16 protein-coding genes are annotated in these 20,015 nt (G+C 69.2%); 2 read left to right on the top strand and 14 right to left on the bottom strand.

Translation table 11 applies throughout. The features are described from left to right. Nucleotides 1–5: 5 nt before the first annotated feature. The 3 genes from AB7E03_RS09625 to AB7E03_RS09635 form a co-directional block, all read right to left on the bottom strand. Entirely contained in the window at nt 6–848 is an 843-nt protein-coding gene (locus tag AB7E03_RS09625; RefSeq protein WP_489941196.1) for a carbohydrate ABC transporter permease, read from the bottom strand. A gap of 3 nt (nt 849–851) precedes the next feature. Continuing rightward, complete coding sequence (locus tag AB7E03_RS09630) at nt 852–1,772, bottom strand: carbohydrate ABC transporter permease (protein ID WP_489941197.1); 921 nt, start codon at nt 1,770–1,772, stop codon at nt 852–854. Nucleotides 1,773–1,865: 93 nt separating this feature from the next. Then, nucleotides 1,866–3,155 (bottom strand): ABC transporter substrate-binding protein, encoded by a 1,290-nt coding sequence (locus AB7E03_RS09635; protein ID WP_489941198.1) that lies wholly within the window; start codon nt 3,153–3,155, stop codon nt 1,866–1,868. 231 nt (nt 3,156–3,386) lie between these two features. Here AB7E03_RS09635 and AB7E03_RS09640 point away from each other — a divergent pair, with 231 nt between their 5' ends. After that, entirely contained in the window at nt 3,387–4,322 is a 936-nt protein-coding gene (locus tag AB7E03_RS09640) for a LysR family transcriptional regulator (protein ID WP_489941199.1), read from the top strand. A 1-nt stretch (nt 4,323) separates the two neighbouring features. Here the strand turns inward: AB7E03_RS09640 and AB7E03_RS09645 are convergent, their stop codons facing one another. The 8 genes from AB7E03_RS09645 to AB7E03_RS09680 all read right to left on the bottom strand — a co-directional run bounded on the left by AB7E03_RS09645 (nt 4,324) and on the right by AB7E03_RS09680 (nt 14,254). Next, a complete protein-coding gene (locus AB7E03_RS09645; RefSeq protein WP_489941200.1) occupies nt 4,324–5,199 on the bottom strand; it encodes a nucleoside hydrolase in 876 nt (291 codons plus the stop codon). Beyond that, a complete protein-coding gene (locus tag AB7E03_RS09650; protein ID WP_489941201.1) occupies nt 5,196–6,110 on the bottom strand; it encodes an alpha/beta hydrolase in 915 nt (304 codons plus the stop codon). Before AB7E03_RS09650 ends, AB7E03_RS09645 begins: the two co-directional genes overlap by 4 nt. Nucleotides 6,111–6,117: 7 nt before the next feature. Continuing rightward, nucleotides 6,118–7,599, bottom strand: coding sequence for a C-glycoside deglycosidase beta subunit domain-containing protein (locus AB7E03_RS09655; RefSeq protein ID WP_489941202.1), 1,482 nt, complete (start codon nt 7,597–7,599; stop codon nt 6,118–6,120). 3 nt (nt 7,600–7,602) lie between these two features. Further along, nucleotides 7,603–8,541, bottom strand: coding sequence for a sugar phosphate isomerase/epimerase family protein (locus AB7E03_RS09660; RefSeq protein ID WP_489941203.1), 939 nt, complete (start codon nt 8,539–8,541; stop codon nt 7,603–7,605). Further along, on the bottom strand, nt 8,538–10,589 hold the full coding sequence (locus AB7E03_RS09665) for a C-glycoside deglycosidase beta subunit domain-containing protein (protein ID WP_489941204.1): 2,052 nt from the start codon (nt 10,587–10,589) through the stop codon (nt 8,538–8,540). The genes AB7E03_RS09660 and AB7E03_RS09665 overlap by 4 nt, the downstream gene beginning before the upstream one ends. 19 nt (nt 10,590–10,608) lie before the next feature. Next, on the bottom strand, nt 10,609–12,102 hold the full coding sequence (locus AB7E03_RS09670) for an MDR family MFS transporter (RefSeq protein WP_489941205.1): 1,494 nt from the start codon (nt 12,100–12,102) through the stop codon (nt 10,609–10,611). Between the two features lie 152 nt (nt 12,103–12,254). Beyond that, nucleotides 12,255–12,572 (bottom strand): hypothetical protein, encoded by a 318-nt coding sequence (locus AB7E03_RS09675; RefSeq protein WP_441781138.1) that lies wholly within the window; start codon nt 12,570–12,572, stop codon nt 12,255–12,257. 80 nt (nt 12,573–12,652) lie between these two features. Continuing rightward, nucleotides 12,653–14,254: a DUF5597 domain-containing protein gene (locus AB7E03_RS09680; RefSeq protein ID WP_489941206.1), complete on the bottom strand. Its 1,602-nt coding sequence runs from the start codon at nt 14,252–14,254 to the stop codon at nt 12,653–12,655. A 235-nt stretch (nt 14,255–14,489) separates the two neighbouring features. Between AB7E03_RS09680 and AB7E03_RS09685 the strand changes: the two genes are divergently transcribed. After that, nucleotides 14,490–16,691 carry a cytochrome P450 gene (locus AB7E03_RS09685; protein WP_489941207.1) on the top strand — a complete coding sequence of 734 codons (2,202 nt, stop codon included), beginning with the start codon at nt 14,490–14,492 and terminating at the stop codon, nt 16,689–16,691. 7 nt (nt 16,692–16,698) lie between these two features. Here AB7E03_RS09685 and AB7E03_RS09690 read toward each other — a convergent pair whose 3' ends face one another. From AB7E03_RS09690 to AB7E03_RS09700, 3 genes are all read right to left on the bottom strand, one after another. Then, complete coding sequence (locus AB7E03_RS09690) at nt 16,699–17,952, bottom strand: S1C family serine protease (RefSeq protein ID WP_489941208.1); 1,254 nt, start codon at nt 17,950–17,952, stop codon at nt 16,699–16,701. 139 nt (nt 17,953–18,091) lie between these two features. Continuing rightward, nucleotides 18,092–18,718, bottom strand: a complete 627-nt coding sequence (locus AB7E03_RS09695; RefSeq protein ID WP_489941209.1) for a response regulator transcription factor — start codon at nt 18,716–18,718, stop codon at nt 18,092–18,094. Then, nucleotides 18,715–19,902: a sensor histidine kinase gene (locus AB7E03_RS09700; RefSeq protein ID WP_489941210.1), complete on the bottom strand. Its 1,188-nt coding sequence runs from the start codon at nt 19,900–19,902 to the stop codon at nt 18,715–18,717. The genes AB7E03_RS09695 and AB7E03_RS09700 overlap by 4 nt, the downstream gene beginning before the upstream one ends. Between the last annotated feature and the right edge of the window lie 113 nt (nt 19,903–20,015).

A 20,015-nucleotide genomic window follows, 5' to 3' on the forward strand; every position in this document is an offset into this window, starting at 1 on the left:
CGATGTCAGCCCTTGAGCCCGCCGGCGTAGCCCTGGATGAACTTCTTCTGCGCGAAGGCGTAGAACGCCAGGATCGGGATCATCGAGACGATGACGACCGAGAAGATCAGGTTCCACTGCGAGACCAGCGAGCCGACGTAGCTGTACATCACGACGGGGAGGGTCTGCCAGGGCGTGCCGTTGAGGAAGATCAGCGAGGTGAAGAAGTCGTTCCACACGATCAGGCCGGCGAGGATCGCCACCGTGCCGGTCGCCGGCGACATCAGCGGGAGGACGACCTTCCAGAACACCTGGTAGCGGTTGGCGCCGTCGATGATCGCGGCTTCCTCGTACTCCGGGGTCAGGTTGCGGAAGAAGTTCGCGTAGAGGAACACGGACAGCGGCAGCAGCATCCCCGTGTAGATCAGGATCATGCCCCACGGGTTGCCGACGAGGCCCACGTCGCGGGCGCCGATGTACAGCGGCAGCGTCCCGAGCTGCGTCGGAAGGATGATGGCGACGAGGAACAGGTAGAAGGAGCGTCGGCTCCACTTGCTCGTCGAGCGCGCGATGCCGTACGCGGCGATGGAGCCGAGCCCGATCAGCAGGACGATGCTGCCGGTCGTGATGATCAGGCTCGATCCGAGACCCGCCCAGATGTTGCCCGACGAGGTGGAGGCCGGCGAGAGCAGCGTGATGAAGTTGTCGAAGGTCGGACTCGTGGGCGGGGCGATCGCTGCGGAGCTCAGGATGTCGGGGAGCGTCTTGAGCGACCCGACCAGCAGGATCCAGAACGGCAGCAGCAGGATCGCGGCAGCGATCAGCACGATGATCTCGATGGCGAGGGTCTTCTTCGTGTACCGGAACATGGCTCACGCCTCCTTGGCCGAGCGGTCGCGCGTCGCGTACTGCTGCGCGATGGAGAAGAGCAGGATGAGCAGGCTGAGCACGAGCGCCAGCGCGGCTCCGAATCCGAACTGCTGGTAGGTGAACGCCTGCTGGTAGACCTCCAGCGCGAGCGTCTGTGTGGCGCCGGCCGGGCCTCCGCCGGTCAGTGCGACGACCTGGTCGAACACCCGCAGGCCCTGGATGAGTGTCAGCGTCGTGGCGATCGCGACCGACGGCTGGATCATCGGCAGCACGACGTAGCGGAACCGGTAGAAGGTGCTGGCCCCGTCCAGCGCAGCGGCCTCCTCCATCTCCTCCGGCACTGTCGCGAGACCGGCCAGGTAGATGACCATCACGAAGCCGATGTTCTGCCAGACCATCACGACGAGCACGCACCAGATCGCGAGCCCCGGGTCGGCGAGCCAGTTCTGCTTCGGGAGACCGACGCCGGCCAGCGCCTGGTTGAGCGGGCCGTTGTAGTCGAAGATGAACTTCCAGATGTACGAGACGGCGATCGGGCTGACGACCACCGGCATGAAGATCAGCGTGCGCAGCACGTACCGCGACTTCAGCGTGCGGTTGAGCGCCAGGGCGAAGAGCAGCCCGAGGACGTTGGTGAAGATCAGGAAGCCGAAGGCGAGGAGGAGGGTGTTCCACAGCGACCCGATGAGCTCGGGCGTCTGGAAGATCTTGACGAAGTTCGCGAGGCCGACGAAGTCGAACGCACCGAGGCCCGACCAGTTCGTGAAGGCGAAGAACCCGCCCGCGATGGTGGTGACATAGATGACGACCACCATCAGGACGAGTGCGGGGAGGGCCCACCACCAGCTGCCGAGCCGGACCTGATAGGCCTTCTTGTGTGGCGCGCGGCGCGGCGCCTGCACCTGCGTCTCGAGCTTCGTCATTCTCCGCACCTCTGACTGCGTCGTCATCGATTCGTTCCTTTCAACCGGTTCGGGCGGCCGGTCCGTGTAGGACCGGCCGCCCGGGTGACCGGATCAACCCCAGTCGGTGTCCATCTGCTGAAGCACCTGCTTGACGGTCATCTGACCGGTCAGGATCCCCTGGACGCCGTTGCCGAGGTCTGTGTAGATCTTGGCGTTCGGCCACTCGGTCGGCGCGTAGCCGCGGGTGTCGTCCTTGGCGATCTCGTCCTTGATGGCGGCGTACTGCGGCAGCAGGGTCGAGTCGTTCTTCACGTTCACGGGGATCGAGCCGACCTCCTTGGAGTACGCCTCCTGACCCTTGTCCGAGATGATGTAGCTCAGGAAGTCGGTCGCGAGCTTCGGGCTCTTCGTCTTGGCGCTCGCCGTCACGCCCTGGTCGGCGCTCAGCGACAGGTAGGTCTTCGTGCCGTCGGGGGCTCCGACCGGGAGCGCGATGAGCTTCACGTGGCCGCCGGCGGCCTGCATGATCTGCTGGGCTGCGCCGCTCGGAGCGAAGAAGCCGAGGATCTTGCCAGAGGAGGCGCCGTTCGTCAGGGCGTCGAAGCCGGCGCTGGTGGCGCCGTCCTGGAAGCAGCCCGCGTCGAACATCTTCTTGATCGACTCGAGGGCGGTCGTCCAGCCCTTGGTGCCTGCGAAGGTGACCTTGTTCTGGGCGCGCTTGGCGTTCCAGTCCTTGTCCTTGCCATACACGGTGGACGTGGCGAGGGCGACCGCGAGGATGCCGTTGTTCTGGAAGGTCGATCCGGCGAGGCCGTAGACCGTCTTGCCCGCGTCGCGTGCCTTGCCGCATTGGGCGATGATGTCGTCGAGGCTCGTGGTGGCGTCGATCTTCACACCGATGGACTGGGCGAGTTCGTCGTTGTAGATGACGCCGTTCAGCTGGGTGCCGAGGGGAACGCCGTAGATCTTGCCGTTGTAGGTGTAGAGGCTCTTGGCGGAGTCGGGCATGTTCTTCCTGATCGACGCGTCGTCGAGCGGGAGCACGAGTCCGGACTTCGCCCACGGCAGGATCGACTGGGCCTGGCCGGTGCCGCCCTCGGCGAAGAACGTGTCGGGGGCGTTGCCGCCCTGGACCCGCGTCGCGATCGTCGTGCCGTAGCTCTGGACGGGAAGGTTCTGGGTCGTGATCGTGACCCCCTTGTTCTCGGCTTCGAACGCCTTCGCGAGGCCGTCGTACGCGGCCTTGTCCTGGTCGTTCGTCGCGCCGTAGGCGAAGGTGATGGTCTGCGGCTCCTTACCCGTGGAACCGCTGCCGGAGCAGCCCGCGAGCGCAAGGCCTGCGGCGGCGGGGATGGCGAGCCAGGCAAGCCGGCTGGTGCGGCTCCTGCGTGTGTGCTTCATCGGATTGACCTCTTTTTAGACTTCGTTGTCGGTGAGGCGGCGGCTGTGTCGCTGTCTCCTCTGGGGGCGTTTCGAGTTTCGCAGCGCTAAAGCAGATAAACAACGCTACTTCTGCTTATCCCAGACATAAGCTGGGTCGATACCCGATCGATACGCGGCGGCCCACTCCCCCTGAAGCTCGCCTCGTTATAGTGAAGACGCCCACCGCCGGGCAGGAAGGATCACATCGTCGTGACCGATCTCCCCCTTATGTCGCGGCTCGATCTCAACCTGTTGATCGCGCTCGACGCCCTCCTCACCGAGCGCAGTGTGACCCGTGCAGCCGAGCGGCTGCGGCTCAGCCAACCCGCGCTGAGCGCCTCGCTGTCGAGGCTGCGCGTCCACTTCGGCGATCCGATCCTCGCCCGCCGCGGCAACGCCTACGAGCTGACACCGCTGGCCCTGCGGCTCGCCGACCACACGACGATCGCGCTGGAGGCGGCACGCCGCGTCTTCGAGAGCCAGGCGACCTGGGACCCGTCCGAGTCGGTGCGCCAGTTCTCGATCTTCGGCTCCGACTACGGGTTCACCACCATCGGACGCGTCGTCTCCGAGCTTGCGGCCGCGCAGGCCCCCGGCGTCCACTTCCGGTTCATGCTCCACAACCCGACGGTGGTCGAGGACGCCGCGAACCGCCTCCGGTCGGTGGACGGGATGGTCATCCCGCACGGCTTCCTCACCGAGCTGCCCTTCGTCGACCTGTGGCAGGACGACTGGGTCGCGATCGTCGCCGAGGCGAACGACCGCGTCGGAGACACCCTGTCGCGCGAGGAGTTGTCGCAGCTTCCCTGGGTCATGAACTACCAGTCGCGCTCTGCCTTCACCTCTGCGGAACGGCAGGTGCAGCAGCTCGGGATCGAGCCCGACGTCGAGGTCGTCGTGGAGAGCTTCCTGGCCATCCCGCATTTCATTGCCGGCACGAACCGCGTCGGCATCATCCACTCGGCTCTCGTGCCGCTGGCCAAGCGGGCCGCCGCGGTGCGCGTCGTCCAGCTCCCCTTCCCGCCGACCCCGATCGTCAACGCGCTGTGGTGGCATCAGGTCCACACCCACGACCCCGAGCACACGTGGATGCGCTCGCTCTTCGAGGAGGCCGGCCGCATCGTCGCCGCGGGCGAGCACACCTGACCTACGCGAGCAGCGCCACGCGGGCCCAGAAGTCGGCGAACATCACGCGCGTGTCGACTGTGTCGTAGAGCGTCAACGCCCGGGGTTCGGGATGCACCGCGTAGTTCCCGCCGTCGTCGATCCACGGCGCATCCACGATCCGTGACACGCTCGACTCGGTCGTGATCGCCGTGAACAGGACCGGCGGGCTGTCGCCCATCGGCCAGTTGCCGCCGATCCGGACGAAGTCGGGAGGCGAAGTGAAGCAGTCGTAGAGCCACTCCCCGAACGGACCGGCCGACCGCAGGCCGAGCTCCAGCTCGGCCACCGACACGGCGCACTGCCGGTAGACATGCTGCGGCACTTGCGCGATGCGCATCCTGCTCTCGTTGAACACCACCTGTGCCGCCGGGATGTCGAGGGCGAGGTTGTACTCCCAGGAGCCCTCGGGATACCGCCCGCCGCCGATCCAGATGAGCTCCGCGCGGTCGGCGAGGGTCGGGTCCTCCCGCAGGGCCGATGCGACGTTGGTGAGCGGTCCGCCACACGCGATGACGAGCGGCAGCGGGTCGTCACGGCGTGACTCCTCGAGGATGAGCAGCGCGCCCGCCGTCGGGCCGTCGAGCTCCGCGAAGCCGACCTGCACGTCGTCGGAGATCGGAGGGGCCGGGCTGCGCCCGAGGCGCGCGACGAGCTCCTCGGCGATCGCCTTCGCGGGATGCCCGGGCGCGTACGGCATGCCCTCCAGCGCGATCGACGTGCAGGTGATGCCCCGGATCTCCGCGGCGTCGGCAAGCAGGTGGTGCGCGAGCGCCACGAGCCCGTCGGGGTCGCCGGCGAAATCGTTGTCGACGATCACGCGCACCTGGGGCGTGACGGGGATGCGACGATGGCTCATCGGCGCTCCCCGATCCACTCGCCGATCGCGGCCAGGGTGCGGGCCGCCCCGGGATGCGACGGCTCGTCGATGTGGGCATGGTCGGCGCCCGCCTCGAGGTAGAGCGTGGCGTCGCGTCCGGCTGCCCCGAGTCGGGTGGCGAACGCCTCCCCCGACGGTCGCAGGCTGTCGTGCTCGCACACGACCACGAGGGTCGGCGGGAATCCGCCGACCGACCCGAGCCCGGGGAACGCGTGCGGGTTGTGCAGCGCCTCGGGCGAGCCCACGAAGTTGAGCGAAAGCTTCGCGTACGGCGACGCCGGGTCCGGGATGCCACCGGGATGTGCGCCGTCCGGATCGAGCGCCGGGTACACGAGCACGAGGGCGCCGGGGAGCGACTCCCCGGCATCCCGCAGTCGCGCCACCGCGCCCGCGGCGAGGTTTCCTCCCGCGCTCGCGCCGCCGAGAACGAGCGCGTCCGCCTCCACGCCCAACAGGTCCGCGCTGCGGCTACGGACGTACCGCCACGCGGCCAGCACGTCATCCGACGGCGCCGGGAAGTGCACGTCACCCAGGCACTTGACGTAGTCGACCGCGAGCACCGGGATGCCCCGGGCTGCGAACTCGAGCGCCACCCAGTTCGACTCGGGCATGTCGAGGTGCCCGCCGATGAACCCGCCGCCGTGCACCCAGACGAGCGCAGCGCCCGCGTGCTCGACCGTGTCGTCCCGGTACAGCCGCGCCGGCTGGGGGCCGCTCGGCGCATCCATCACCAGGTCGCGCGTTCGCACGTTCGCAAGGCGCGGGAACCGCCGCACCAGCGACGCCGTGTCGATGTCCGGCCGCGGGTCGGCCGGCTCGCCGTACTCACGCAGCCACGCGATGGCGTCGGGCAGCGGCAGGGCGCGAAGGTCGGGCTGGGTGTCGGTCATCGCGGCCCTAGCCCGCAGCCGGCTGCAGCGAACGCATGCTCGCCCGGATGAGGTCGTGCTGCTTGCGCACGAGCAGGAGCGGGTCGACCTCGGCGAGCTCGGCGAACGCGTGCCCCTCCCATTCGCTCGACCAGTAGCCGCGGTAGCCGCCCTCGACGAAGATCCTCACCAGTTCCGGATAGTCGATGGCGGGCTCCTGGCCGTTCTCGTCGATGTCGTAGAACTTGGCGTGGACGTGGAGGATCTGCGGCATGATGTCCGCCCACTCGTGCGGGTCGACGTGCCCGTGCATGTTGAAGGCGAGGTGCGCGAACGAACCGAGCCGGCCCGGGTCGAAGCCGCGGCTGTTCAGGTAGCCGATGAACTCCTCCTGGCGTTCGCGCATCGACGCGTCGGTCGCCCAGATCTCCTGGAGCCGCTGCACCTCTTCGTCGCCCAGGCCCGCCCGGCGCACCGCGCGCAGCAGGGTCGGCGACATGCTGTGCATGGTCGAGGAGAAGTCGGCGACGAAGCCCAGCAGGGGCGAGTCCAGTTCGGCGTAGAGGTCGCGCACCTTGACGATCTCGGGCGCGTTCGGTCCCATCGGCGCGTGAATCTCGTAGGCGAGCTTGAGGTCGAGCTCTTCGGCCACCGGCAGCAGGCGGCGCAGCAGGTCGGGCTTGGCCGACTGGATGCGCACCAGCGGGAAGCCGAGCTTCTTGGCGCCGCGGAACAGCAGCTCGCTGACCTCGAACTCCTCGTCGGGCGTCATGTCGCGATCGCGCCGCTTGCCCATGTCGAGGTTCGCCCCGAACGAGCTGGCGTCGAAGCCGTGCCGGTCGAACGCCTCCCGCCAGGTCGTCACGAACTCGTCGGAGACGACGGGATACGTCGGCAGCACCTGGGAGGCCACGATTTCGATGCCCGGGCCGATGCCGAGTTCGCCGACCCGGTCGAGGAGTCCGTCGAAGTCGAACCAGCGCGCCCGGAACTCCGCGCTGGCCGAGTAGAGCGTCAGCCCCAGCTTGAACGGGTCGGCGTCGGTCGCCTCCGGAGCCGGAGGGACATCGGTGACGAGCACAGGTGGCGCGGCATCGTGGTCGGTCGCGGTGAGCGTCAGACGCTGGTGCACGATGTTCGGCACGTAGAGCCCGGGGCCGCCGTCCTCCCCCGGCCGGATCTGCATGTACGGCAGCCGCAGCTCCCCGTGCAGCTCGACCTCGTGCGTCTCGCCGAGCTCCACGGCCGGCTCGCGCCGCACGATGAGCAGTGGATGCGACTGCAGGTACCAGAGCACGTCGCTCTGCTGCGGGAGGTCGGCGATGCTATAGCGAACGCCGTCCAGCTCGAAGGCGAGCTCCTCCTCCGGCACCTCCACGCCGTCGAACGTGAGCCGGAGGGTCGTGACGGAGGACAGCCACAGGCTGCGGTACCAGGGGATGGTCAGGGCGAGGGCGAAGCCCTCCGGGTGGACGCGCAGGCTCGCGTCGTCGATGAGTCCGTTGGGCATGGTTCAGTTCCTGTCTGGGTGCGCCGCCGCACGTTCGGCGGCGATGGTGCGGATGAGGGCGTGCTGCCGCCGGAGCTGGTCGGGCGCGCGGTACGGCTCGTGATGGCCCTCGTACTCGCTCGACAGCCACCCGGTGTAGCCGGAGTCCAGGACCACGTCGATGATGTCCCTCCACGGGATGTAGTGGTCGACGAGGTCGTCGTCCACCTCGTAGAACTTGGCCTGGAAGTAGACGGTGTGCTCCATCACGTCGACCAGGTCGGAGACCGGCACGAACGGCACCACCGGCGGCCGGGCCGAGCCGTCGCCCATGCGGAAGGAGGCGCTGCCTCCGCGCCGCGGGTACGACGACAGCTCGAAGACGCCGGTGTCGATGAGGAGTCCGAAGTGCTCGGAGCCGGTGCGCTCCTTGAACTCCAGGTACTCCTCCACCACCGGCGACGTGATGACGGTCGGCCAGTGGATCTCCGGGCAGATCACGATGCCGAGGTCGGCGGCCAGCTGGAGGTTGCGCTCCACCGCCTCCTGCCAGATCGGGTCGACCATCAGATCCTCCGAGATGACGCCGATCTTGGGGCGCACGAACGAGAAGCCGAGCGTCGAGGCCAGCCGCAGGTCGAGCTCCAGTTGCTGGGCGCCCTCGGCCGCCGTCATGCCGCGTCCCGGGAAGCGGCGCGTGTCGATCCACGACCCGTACAGGGTCGGAGTCAGCCCAAGCCGCTCGTTGCGGGCGAACCATGCGTCGATCCACTCGGTGGAGGGGTCCGGGTAGTCCTGGATGTGACCCTCGCCGAGGATCTCCAGGCCGGTGGCGCCGAGGTCGGCCACATCGGCGATGCAGTCTTCGACGGTCATGGTGACGCCGATGTCGTCGGTGTAGCTGTACAGCGAGACGCCGAGGCCGAACGGGAGGTCGTCCGTGGTTCCAGTTCGATCGCTCATTTCACGATCACCGCCTTCCGCGCTGCGGTCCAGATCGACGGCTGCAGCTCCTCGGGGATGTACGACATCCGCAGCCGCAGCTCCAGGCTGACGTCGTGGATGCCGCGGGCGAGGCCGCCGTCGCGCGGGATGGTCAGCACGGCGGCGTGACCGAGGGGCCACCGGGCGTCGGCCGACTGCTGGAGCTCGTCGAAGGAGAACTCGCCGGCCGGGAGGGTCCAGCGGATGGTGTCGCCGTCGAAGCGCTCACCGTCGACGGTCACCGTCGGCTTTTCGATCAGGTTCGCCCAGAGCCCCCGGTAGTACGGGCTGCGCACGCGGAGCTGGAATCCCGTGGGCGCCTCCTGCGGGCCGACGTTGCGGAAGCCCGCCGTCTGTATCAGTTGTTCTTCGAGCATCGGATTCTCCTTCGGATCGATGGATGCGTGTCTGCTGCGGGCGTCTGCGGATGCGCTCGTCGTGGCAGCCAGCCGGGAGGCGGCCTCCCGTGCGCCGCGAACGGCGATCGCGACGCTCATGAGCGTGGGGTTCATGCTCGTGGCCGTCGGGATGAGGGCGTTTCCGCCGACGACGAGGTTCTCGTAGCCCCACACCCGCGAGTACGGATCGGCGACCGAGGTGCCGTCGTCCTCCGCGCCCATGCGCAGGGTTCCCTGGTAGTGCAGGCTGGAGCCGTTCGGCAGCAGCCGCGGCTCGGCGACGAACGTGCCGAGGGCGTTGCCCGCGCGACGGAGCCGCTCAGTCGCCTCGGCGATCTCGCGCTGCTCCCGCTCGGTGAGCTCGTACGAGACGGTCATGTTGGGGAAGCCGCGATAGTCGAGCTCGTCATCGGCGAACGTCACGCCGTCGTCGTACCGCGGCTGCTTACGCATCCCGTAGCCCATGTTGACGTACCCCCAGCGGTTGCCGGCAGCCGGATGCGCCGGGTCGAGCTGGAACGGCGGCCTCTCCGCGTACATCACCTGCAGCGAGAACGGGTGGCCCGGTTCGGAGAAGGGGATGCGGTTGACGGCCGCGACCGGGTCGGCCGGGTTGGTCGCCCTGCGGGCGAGCTCCGCATCCAGCTCCTCCTCCGTCGCGAACCGGCCCATGCTCTCGGCATCGAGGGCGACGGTGGAGATGACGACGGGATGCTCGGTGAGGTAGTGACCGAGGGCCTGGGGACGGATCCCGGACGCCCACAGCAGCTGCGGCGAGCGGAAGGCGTCGGCGGCCACGACGACGAGGTCGGCGTCGAACGAGTACACCTCCTGACTGCGCAGGTCCTCCACAAGGACGCCGGTGACCCGGCCGCCAGCGTGCTCGACGCGGCGCACCAGGGAGAGGTCCCGCAGCTCGAATCGCTCCGAGAGGTCGGTCCCGGGCTCGAGCAGCGGCCCGAGGACCACATCGGCTCCGGCCCAGCGCATCGTGCCGTCCGGCTGGGGGTCGCCGGACACGGGCAGGGTCGACGGCCCGTAGCCGTCGGGCAGCTCGGAGCCGAACTCCTCGGCCAGCAGCGAGCGGATGGCCGCGCCGATCTCCGAGTCGGCGAAGGCCGAGGTCTGCACGTGCAGGAGCCGCTCCGCCTCCGCGACGAGCTCCTCCCATTCCGGGTCCGCGATGAAGGGGATGCGCTCGCTGAACGACGGGCTCGGCGTGGCGCACGTCCAGTGGGCGCCCATCCCGCCGACGTTGGTGGACGCTGCGCCCGCCGGGAAGCTCGATGCGTGCGCCGAGCCCGCGCCGCCGAAATCGAGGAGGTGCGTCCCGCCGCGCGCCGTGAACATCCCCTCGACGACGACGGACGACGGGATGCCGAGGGACTCGCGGAACGCCCCGGCCTGCGGACCCTGCGACAGCTCGCGGGCCCGCTCCTTCTCATCCGGGTCGGGGATGTTGCGCACGTTCTCACCGGCGATGGCGGTCAGCTGCGGGCCGGCCTCGAACATGACGACGTGCGCGTCGGGGAGCGCCTCGAGCAGCAGCCGGGCGTAGGCGGATCCGATGGGACCGCTGCCGACGACAGCGATGGCGTGGAACGGTGTGCGGGTCGGGATGGGGGTCATGATGGTCTCCTGGTCGTGCTCAGGCGGGGATGGACGCGGTCGATGCCGCGCGCAGCGGGTCGGTGTCGTCGGACAGGCGGCGGTTCGGCAGCAGGATCGACGCCACGATGCCGACGACGTAGGTGGCAGCGAGCGCCACGAAGATCGGGACGAACACGCTCTGGTAGACGTGGGCGACCTGCTGCTGCGTCGCGGGGTCGTATCCGTGAACGAGGGCGGGCGTGAGCGTGGCCGCGTCGAGGCCGGTCGGCAGCAGGACCGCGACACTCGCCCCGATGATGCCGCCGATGAGGGCCGTTGCAACGGTCGCCCCCACCTGCCTCACCAGGTTCACGCTCGCCGTGATGGCGCCGGTCTCTTCACGCGGTACGGCGCTCTGGACGACCGCGACGATGAGGCTCATGAAGGCGCCGGTCCCGAGGCCGACCACGGCCATCGCGACAGCGGGCGCCCACAGCGGTGCACCGGCGGGCAGCAGCGCCATAGCGCCGAGGCCGGCGGCGCCGAGCACCGTTCCGACGAGCGGATAGACGCGGTAGTGGCCGGTGCGGCTCACCAGCCAGCCGGAGGCGAGGTTGCTGACCAGCATCCCGAACACCGTCGCGATCGGCACGAGACCTGAGACCGTGGCGCTCGTGCGGTACGCCATCTGGAAGTACGTGGGCAGATACGACGTGATCGAGAACAGGCCGATGCCGACGATGGCCGAGATGACCGTGCCGGAGGCGACCGTGCGGTCGCGGAAGTGGCTGAGGGGCACCAACGGCTCCTCGACGCGCAGTTCGATGACGAAGAAGACGACGATGGCGACGGCTGCGATCACGAACGCGACGGTCGTGGCGATCGTCTGCGCAGGGTCACCCACCCACGACACGGCGAGAACAAGGGCGACCAGTCCGATCGTGAGGGCGATCGCGCCGGCGACGTCGAACCTCCCGATCCTTCCGGGTTCGATGTGCGGGATGGCCACGATCGCCAGCGCGAACGCGAGGATCCCCACAGGGGCGTTGATCCAGAACACCCACGGCCATCCCCAGGTGTCCGTGATGATGCCGCCGAGCACGGGCCCGATGAGGATCGCGATCGGGAAGGCCGCCCCGATGATCGCCATGAACTTCGGCCGCTGCCGCGGGGTGGTCACCTCGGCGATGATCGTCTGCGACATCAGCTGGAGGCCGGCCGAGCTCATCCCCTGGATCACGCGCGCGACGATCAGCCAGACGATCCCGTTCGCGAAGCCGCAGGCGACCGAGCTGAGGATGAACACTGCGACGGAGCTGAGGAACACGGCGCGCGGCCCGATCCGGTCGCCGAGCTTCCCGAGAACGGGCAGCAGGACGGTGCTGGCAAGCGTGTACCCGACGACGATCCAGCTCATGTGCTCGAGCGCACCGAGCTGGCCGGCGACGGTCGCGATGGCAGTGCTGACGACAGTGTTGTCGAGGGCGCCGAGGAAGGACACGGCCAGGAGGGAGGTGACGAGGAGGCGGAACCTGAGTGGCGAGAGCGGCATACGAAACCCGAACGATCGGGTGATCGACGCGACGGTTTGTGCCCTCGCCGCAACGTCACGGTGAGGAACGGGCCGGGGCCCCGACGTCATAGTTAGTATATGACAAACTTAGGTCTGTTTTCAACCTAAGGGGAGCATCTTCACTCGTTGCCTTATCTCATCGGACGGCTGGTCGTGAACGTATTCGCGGTCGTCAGGCGGTAGGTGACCTCGGCTCCCGAATCGGCTACTTTCGTCCAGACGCGCACTCGGTCGCCCAGATCCATGGTCACGCGGTCGTAGGCTTCGCCATCGATCCGTTCTCCCGCGAAATAAGAGGACCGGCCCTCGCTCGTCGACATCAGGACACCCACGAAGTCGGCGCCCCTCGGCGGCTCGTCCACGAGGTCCGAGGGTACGAGCTGCAACACGATGCTTTCACCGCGCACGACCCGAGGGTCGTTGTACTTGGCACCACCGTTATCGGTCATTATCGACTCCTACTCAGACGCTTTCGGGTGGTCAGGGTAGGCCTCTCTACGGGCAGCCGCAATGGATCCCAGGGTGCGGATCACACGCGCAGCAGCGTGACCTCGGCGATGCCGATTCCGCGCTGCGGCACGATCGCGAGGCGCTCGTCACCGTTGAGGAACCGGGCCGGTCGCAGCCCCCCTCCGTCGAGCACGAGCTCGAGCACCTCGTCGATCTCGACCGTCGTATCGTCAGCCGCGAAGTCGAACAGCGCCGCCTGGCCCGCGACGATGAATCGCTCCGGGCCCGTGCGGATGACGATGCCGAAGGGGCGGTCGTCCCCCGGAGACGGGATGGCGCCGGGTCGCGTCTCCGACGGCGACGGTTCCGGCTCGGGGAGTTGCACGCCGACATCCAGGAGCATTCGGGCGAACAGGCCGGGTCCGTTGCGCACGGTCAGGGTGAGGTCGCCGAAGCGATGCGATGCCGCTTCCTCCTGGGCCCCCAGCGCGAATCCCCACACGTTCCCGAGGGAGCGCTGCTCCAGGATGCGGTCCGCCAACGCCAGCAGGCTGCGGGCCGCCTCGAAGAAGAGGGCACCCTCCCGGCCGTCCTCCAGCCCGAACGCGCAGTAGCCGATCGCATCCAGCGCCCCGACCGCGAGGAACAGGTCACCGGCGGAGAAGCGCGACTCCGGCACGAAGAGCGGGTTCCCCCGCCGCGCATACGCCTCGAGCACCGGCCGGGAGTCGTCGATGTAGATGTCGGGCGACAGCCAGTCGAGCGACGGCGCCACCGCCTGCCACAGCCCGAGCATCCGTGCGGTCGGTCCGCCGCTCGGGTACTGCCCCGGCTTGTCCTGCCCGGGCTGCGGACCGAGCCAGGCATTGGCGAAGAACGGGATGCGCGCCACCGAACGAACCGGAGCCGCGACGCTCTCCACGTACGACGCGAATCCCCACGCCATGAAGGTCTCTTGGATGTCGTCGGCGTTCCCGGCGAGCTGCGACCAGGCTGACCCAGCGGGCGCGGCGAGCACAGCCTCCGCGAAACCTGCGGGGAGCGCGTCCGCGTCGGTCCGTGCGAGCTCCGTAACGACGTCCGGCACGGCGGCGTTCCACGCGGCGAGAGCCGGCGCGGAGTGGTCTCGGGCCGAGCCGAGGAGGCCGATCTCGTTCTCGACCTGCACCATGATCACGGTCCCGGCGTCATCGATCTCCGCCAGATGCCCGACGAAGGCCGCGAAGGCGCGCGCGTCTGCCGCGACGAGCTCGGGCGAGAACACGGAGAGCGCGGGCTTCGCCATCGAGCCCGCGTAGCTGAACGGCGTCGGCAGCGGCTCGTCCTGCAGCACCGCTCGCGGGAACCTCGCGGTGTCGGCGCGGACCCAGGTCGGCGCGTAGGTCGACAGTGCGTTCTTGAAGGCGCCGAACCAGATCACGCCCAGCTTGAGTCCGGCACCGCGCGCCTGCTGGACCAGTTCATCCACGATACGGAAGTCGAAGGCGCCCTCGGTTCGTTCGACCTCCGCCCAGGCGACCGACACCAGGACCGTGTTGATGCCGACGCTGCCGAGCCGGTCCCACTCCGCGGCCAGGTAAGCGGGGTCCGACGAGCTCGAATTGTGCAACTCGCCGCCGATGGCGAGGAAGGGCCGACCGTCGACGATGAGCGAGGAGTTCTGGGTGACCGCGGTGTCCATTCTGCGAGTATCGCAGACTTCCGCGTCAAAGCTGCGTAAGTCACTCGATTCTTGACAATAGGAACCTCGGGCGTGTACCCTCGACGCTTACACAGGCGGGGTGAGGGCGCCCGGTATCACGGCCGGAGCGAATAATCCCCCTCGGCGCCTCCAGCGCGCCGGGCGAGCACGAGGACCCATCGCGTCCCGCTTGTGCATGCCTCCGGCGGGCCGCCAGCACTCCTGGAGCCCACGAATGACCACCTTCACCACGTCGTCGGCGTGTCCCTTCACCGATCCCGAGCGGCTCTTCGCCGACCTCGAGGCAGCCCGCCAGTCAGACGATCCGCCACAGTCCGAAACGTTCGGCGGCGCACGGGTCTTCACCGACTACGACGACATCGTCGCAGCCCTCCACGACCCGGAGACCTTCTCGTCGCAGCCCACGGTCGGCACCGTGCCGTCCCCCTGGCGTGAACAGTTCGAGGGCCGCGTGCCCAGCCGTGGCACTCTGATCGGCATCGACAACCCGGACCACGACCGGCTCCGGTCGAGCGTCAACACCTTCTTCATGCCCCGCAAGCTCGCCCGGTTCGAGCCGTGGATCCGCGAGGAGGCGCACCGGCTGGTGGACGGCTTCGCCGAGCACGGAGAGGTCGACCTCAAGACCGCCTTCGCCCTGCCGCTGCCGCTGCGGGTCATCAGCCGCATCGTCGGGATCGACCCGGAGCGCGCCGAGTGGGTCGGCGCGGCGCTCGGCTTCTTCCTGGGGCCGCGAGACATCTACCACCCGGGCACGCCCGACGAGAAGGCGGCCAAACTGCTCGACCTCCACGACCACCTTCGCGAACTGATGGAGTTGCGCCGCGGCGACCGCCGCGACGATCTGATCAGCCACATCTGGGATCAGCGCGACAGCGGCGCGGTCGAGCTGACCGACTTCGAGATGCTGTCGATGTTCCCCGGGCTGATGCTCGCCGGGCACGAGACCTCGTCCAATCTGATCTGCGTCGCCCTCTCGCACTTCCTCGCCGACCCGGCCCTTTACGCCCGGGTGCAACACGACGACGCCTCCCGCGCTCAGGCGCTGGAGGAGATCTTCCGTTTCGAGTCAGCCATCACCGGAATGAAGCGACTCGTCACTCGTGACACGCAGCTGGGCGGGGTGTCGTTGCGGGAAGGCGACGAGGTCTTCCTCGCGTACGCCGCGGGATCCCGCGATCCGAGCCGTTTCGCGCATCCCGAGCGGATCAACGTCGAGCGCACCTGGGAGTCCGCGCATCTGGGATTCGGCCAAGGAGTCCACGCGTGCCTCGGCGCACCGCTCGCGCGGCTCCTTCTCCGCGTCGAACTCGGGGTTCTCCACGAGCGGCTGCCCGGCCTCCGGCTCGCGGTGCCGGCGCCGGAGTTGCGGCACACCGTCGTCTCGGAGGGGCGCGGCCTCGTGTCGCTTCCCCTGGCGTGGACACCCACGGCCGCGCCCCGGCGCTCGAGCCCCGTATCAACCGACACCGCGATGCCGGAGTCCGTGCCCGTCGTCGTCAGCGGCCGCCGCGACGTGGTGCCCGGCGTCGTCGAGCTCACGCTGACCGCCGACGGCGGCAGCCTCCCGGCGTGGCGACCCGGCGCTCACATCGACCTGGACCTCCCCGGTGGGCTCGTACGCCAGTACTCGCTCACGGGAGCCCCGAGCGAGCACGAGTACCGGGTCGCGGTGCTCCGCGAGGACGCCGGCCGCGGCGGATCCCGGGCCGTGCACGACGGCGTCGCGGTCGGCGACCGGCTGCGCATCCGCGGACCTCGCAATCACTTCGCGCCGCAGCCCGCACCGTTCTCGCTCTTCCTCGCCGGCGGGATCGGCATCACGCCGCTGCTCCCCATGGCGGCAGAGGCCGAGAGCGCCGGCGTCCCGTGGCGCTTGCTGTACCTGGGACACTCACGCGAGACGATGGCCTACGCCGACGAGCTTCAGGAGCGGTACGGCGCCAACGTCTACCTCTGGCCCAGCGGCGAGCGCGGACGCTACGACCTCGACGACCTGTGGATGCGGCTCCCCGCCGGTGGACGCGTCTACGCCTGCGGCCCGGAGGAGCTCCTCCTGGCCGTCGAAGAGTCGGCGCGCCGAGCGGGCCGCTCGGACAGCGTGGTGGTCGAGCGCTTCGCACCCCGTGCGGTGTCGACCCTGCCCGATCGTCCGTTCGACATCGAACTCCGCCGCACCGGGACCACCGTGCGGGTCGCGGTGGGAGAGTCCGCTCTGGATGCCGTCAACCGGGCCGGAGCCAACGTGCTGTCGACCTGCCGCGAGGGCACCTGCGGCACCTGCGAGGTGCGGGTGCTGGCGGGCGTCCCGGAACACCGCGACTCCGTGCTGGGGCTGGAGGAACGGCTGGCGGGCGACACGATGATGACCTGCGTCTCGCGCTGCGTCGGCGAGAAGCTGGTGCTCGACCTCTAGGGCTCGGCTACGCGGCGGGGCCGGTGCCCAGGGCGATGTCGGCGGTATGAGAGACGCCGGTGGAGTCCATCCAGCTCACGCTGACCGTCTGCCCGGGTGCGAATGCGCTCAGCGCCTGGGTGAGCGTCTCGGCGGAGGCGATCGGGGCGCCGTTCAGGGCGACGATCGTGTCGCCTGCGGCGAGCCCGCCGGTCGCTGCGGGGCCGCCGTCGATCACTCCCGCGATGGCCGCGCCCTCGACGGTGGAACCGGTCGCATCCGTGGAGCCGATCTCCACTCCGAGGAAGGCAGGGTTGCCGATGGTCACCGTGGACGACGCTTGTCCGGACTCGATCTCGGCGGCGATGCTCAGGGCGTCCTCGATGGGGATGGCGTAGCCGGCCACGGTCGAGCCGCCCTGCGCTGCGGCGGTGTCGATTCCGATGACCTGATCCGCCGCGTTGAACAGAGGTCCGCCGGAGTCCCCGGCCTGGATGTCGGCATCGGTCTCGATCAGTCCATCCAGCGTCTCGGACGCCGCAGTCTGCTCGGCCTGCGTCGTGATGGTCTGCTCCAGCGCTGTCACGGTTCCGGGCGACGCGGACGGCGTGCCGCCCACCCCTCCCGCGTTCCCGACACCGGTGACGGCCTCGCCGACGGAGGTGTCCGCCGCCGTGTCGATGGATGCGGTGGTGAGCCCGGATGCGCCCCTCAGCTGGAGGACGGCGATGTCGTCGGTCGCATCCGTGCCGACGACGGTGGCCGTGTAGACGGCGCCGGTCGCCACGACGGTCACACTGATGCTGGTCGCGCCTTCGACGACGTGGTTGTTGGTCAGGATCTCGCCGTTCGCCGTCAGCACGATGCCCGTGCCAGCGCTCTCCGCCTGCGCGTAGGCGAGTTCGGAGGTGATGTCGACGACGCCCACCTCCTGGGCGGCGGTGGCGCTCGCCAGGGTGGAGGTCGTCCCGCCGGTCGACTGGCTGCCGACCGAGCCGTCGCCGGTTCCATATCCGTAGCCGTACCCGTATCCCGAGCGCCCCAGCGCGGTGCTGACGTGGGCCGAGCTGCTGACGGAGGGCGCTGCGGCGGCCGCACCGGAGGTCACGCCGGTCGCCGCGAGCCCGAAGGCCGAACCGGTGACGATCGCCACCGCAAGGGCCGTCGACACGGCGATCACCCCTCCGCGTCGCCGTCCCCACGCACCCCGTGTCGGCGGCTGGAGCTGCGCTCCGCTGTCGCCCTGGTCGCCCGCGGTGGGGTTTGCGTCGATGTTCTGCATGGCTCGTGTCCTCTCGGCATCGGTGATGTGCTCAGCACACGGCACGCGATTGCCGGGCGGTCATGAACTCCCTATGACAGGTCTGCAAGAAAGCCGGAGTTGGCTATGAAGAGCCGGTGCGCCCGCTGAGGAGGCGTCCCTACCGGAGGATCCCCTGGCGCCGGGCGGCAGACACGGCAGCGGTCCGGGAGGCGACTCCGAGCTTCGTGAAGATGTGGGCGAGATGCGACTTCACGGTCGTTTCACTGACGAACAGCTCCGCCGCGACCTCGGTGTTCGATCGACCGGCGGCGACCAGTTCGAGCACCTGCATCTCCCGGGAGCTGAGGCTCGTCTGCGGGGCGCGCATGCGATCCAGGAGACGGGTCGCGATGACGGGTGCGAGCGCGCTTTCGCCAGCGGCCGCCGCACGGACCGCAGCGATCAATTCGTGAGGCGGGGCGTCCTTCAGGAGATACCCGCTCGCTCCCGCCTCCACCGCTCCGAGGATGTCCGCGTCCGAGTCGTAGTTGGTGAGGACCAGGACGTACGGTGCGGCGTCGAGGGCACGGATCCGGCGGGTCGCGTCGGCTCCCGTGCTCGTCGACTGGTTGCCGAACTGGAGGTCCATGAGCACGACGTCCGGATTCTCGCGGAGTGCAGCGCCCACTGCCTCGTCCGGCGTCGACGCTTCGGCCACCACCGCGAAGTCCGCTTCGAGAGCGAAGAGCGCGGCGAGGCCGGCGCGCACGACGGGATGGTCGTCGGCGATGACGACCCTGATCATGCGACAGACGCCGGCATCAGCCGCACGGTGAGGGTCGTTCCGTCTCCGGGCCGGGAGCGGACCTCGAGGGTGCCGCCGAGCTGCTCGACCCGCTCCCGGGTCGCCTGCAAGCCGAACGAATCGGACCGGCCCCTCCGCTCCCCCGGGTGCTCGGGATCGAAACCTCTGCCGTCGTCGGTGATGGTGAAGACCACTTCGCCCGAGGGATCGGAGGCCAAGGTGATCGTCGCGACGGTCGCCTGCGCGTGCTGGACGATGTTGGCGACCGCTCCCTGCGCGATCCGCAGAAGCGCCGTCTGGATGTGCATGGGCAATGGCACGGCGTCCGAGACCCTCACCTTCACCGGCAGTCCTTGCGCGGCCCATTGCTCGGCGGCGAGGCGGGTGAGCGCAGCCCCCAGCCCGCGGTCGTCGAGCTCCGGCGGCGTGAGCTCCCTGATGAAGCGGCGGGCATCGGCCAGGTTGGACGCCGCGGTCTCGCGCGCCAGGCGGATGTGCTCGACACCGGGTCGCCCGGCGTCGGCCCGCTCCGCGGCGTAGAGCAGCATCTGGATGCTGGAGAGCCCCTGCGCGAGGGTGTCGTGGATCTCGCGAGCGAGGCGGGCACGCTCGGCGAGGACGCCCGATTCGTGCTCCGTCGCCGCCAGCTGGTCACGCGTGGCGAGGAGCTGACGGACGAGGTCGTCGCGCTGCGCGGCTTCTCGCGCGAGCGCCTCGTAGCCGAGCCCGATGAGGAGGGCCACGGCGGCTCCGATGACGGGACCCACGATGCCGCCCACCGACCATCCGCCGTGGACTCCGAGGGCGCAAATGGCGATGACGGTCGCAGCGACGACCGCCAGAGACCCCCACCAGCGACCCAGCAGGTGGAGGTAGAGGAAGAACAGCGGGAACACGAGGTAAGCCGCATCAGGGGTGAGCCAGAGGAGCGCCGCCCATTCGATGGTGAGGACGGCCAACCAGATCAGAGCGGGCAGTCGTCCGCCGCGCCGTGCCCTGCGCGCGAAGAGCGCTCCCGCCGCATAGGTCGCGACGAGCAGCACCGAGAGCTCGATGGCGGCTCCGGAGGTGGAGGTCGGCGCTACGACGGCGCGGACGATGACCAGACCGGCGAGGCCGACGAACAGCACGTGGAGGCCGAGGCGCAGGCCCACGAACACAGGGGTGAGCGCGGTGTGAGCCATAGCCGAACTCTACGGCCGCCCCCCGAGGGCGTCATCGTCCGAAAGGACGAGTCCGCCGGCCGCCTTTCGGCCGCCAGGGGCCGTGCTCGCGGCCGATGTCCGCGGCGCACCGA

It is taken from the genome of Leifsonia sp. RCC_180 (assembly GCF_058138205.1).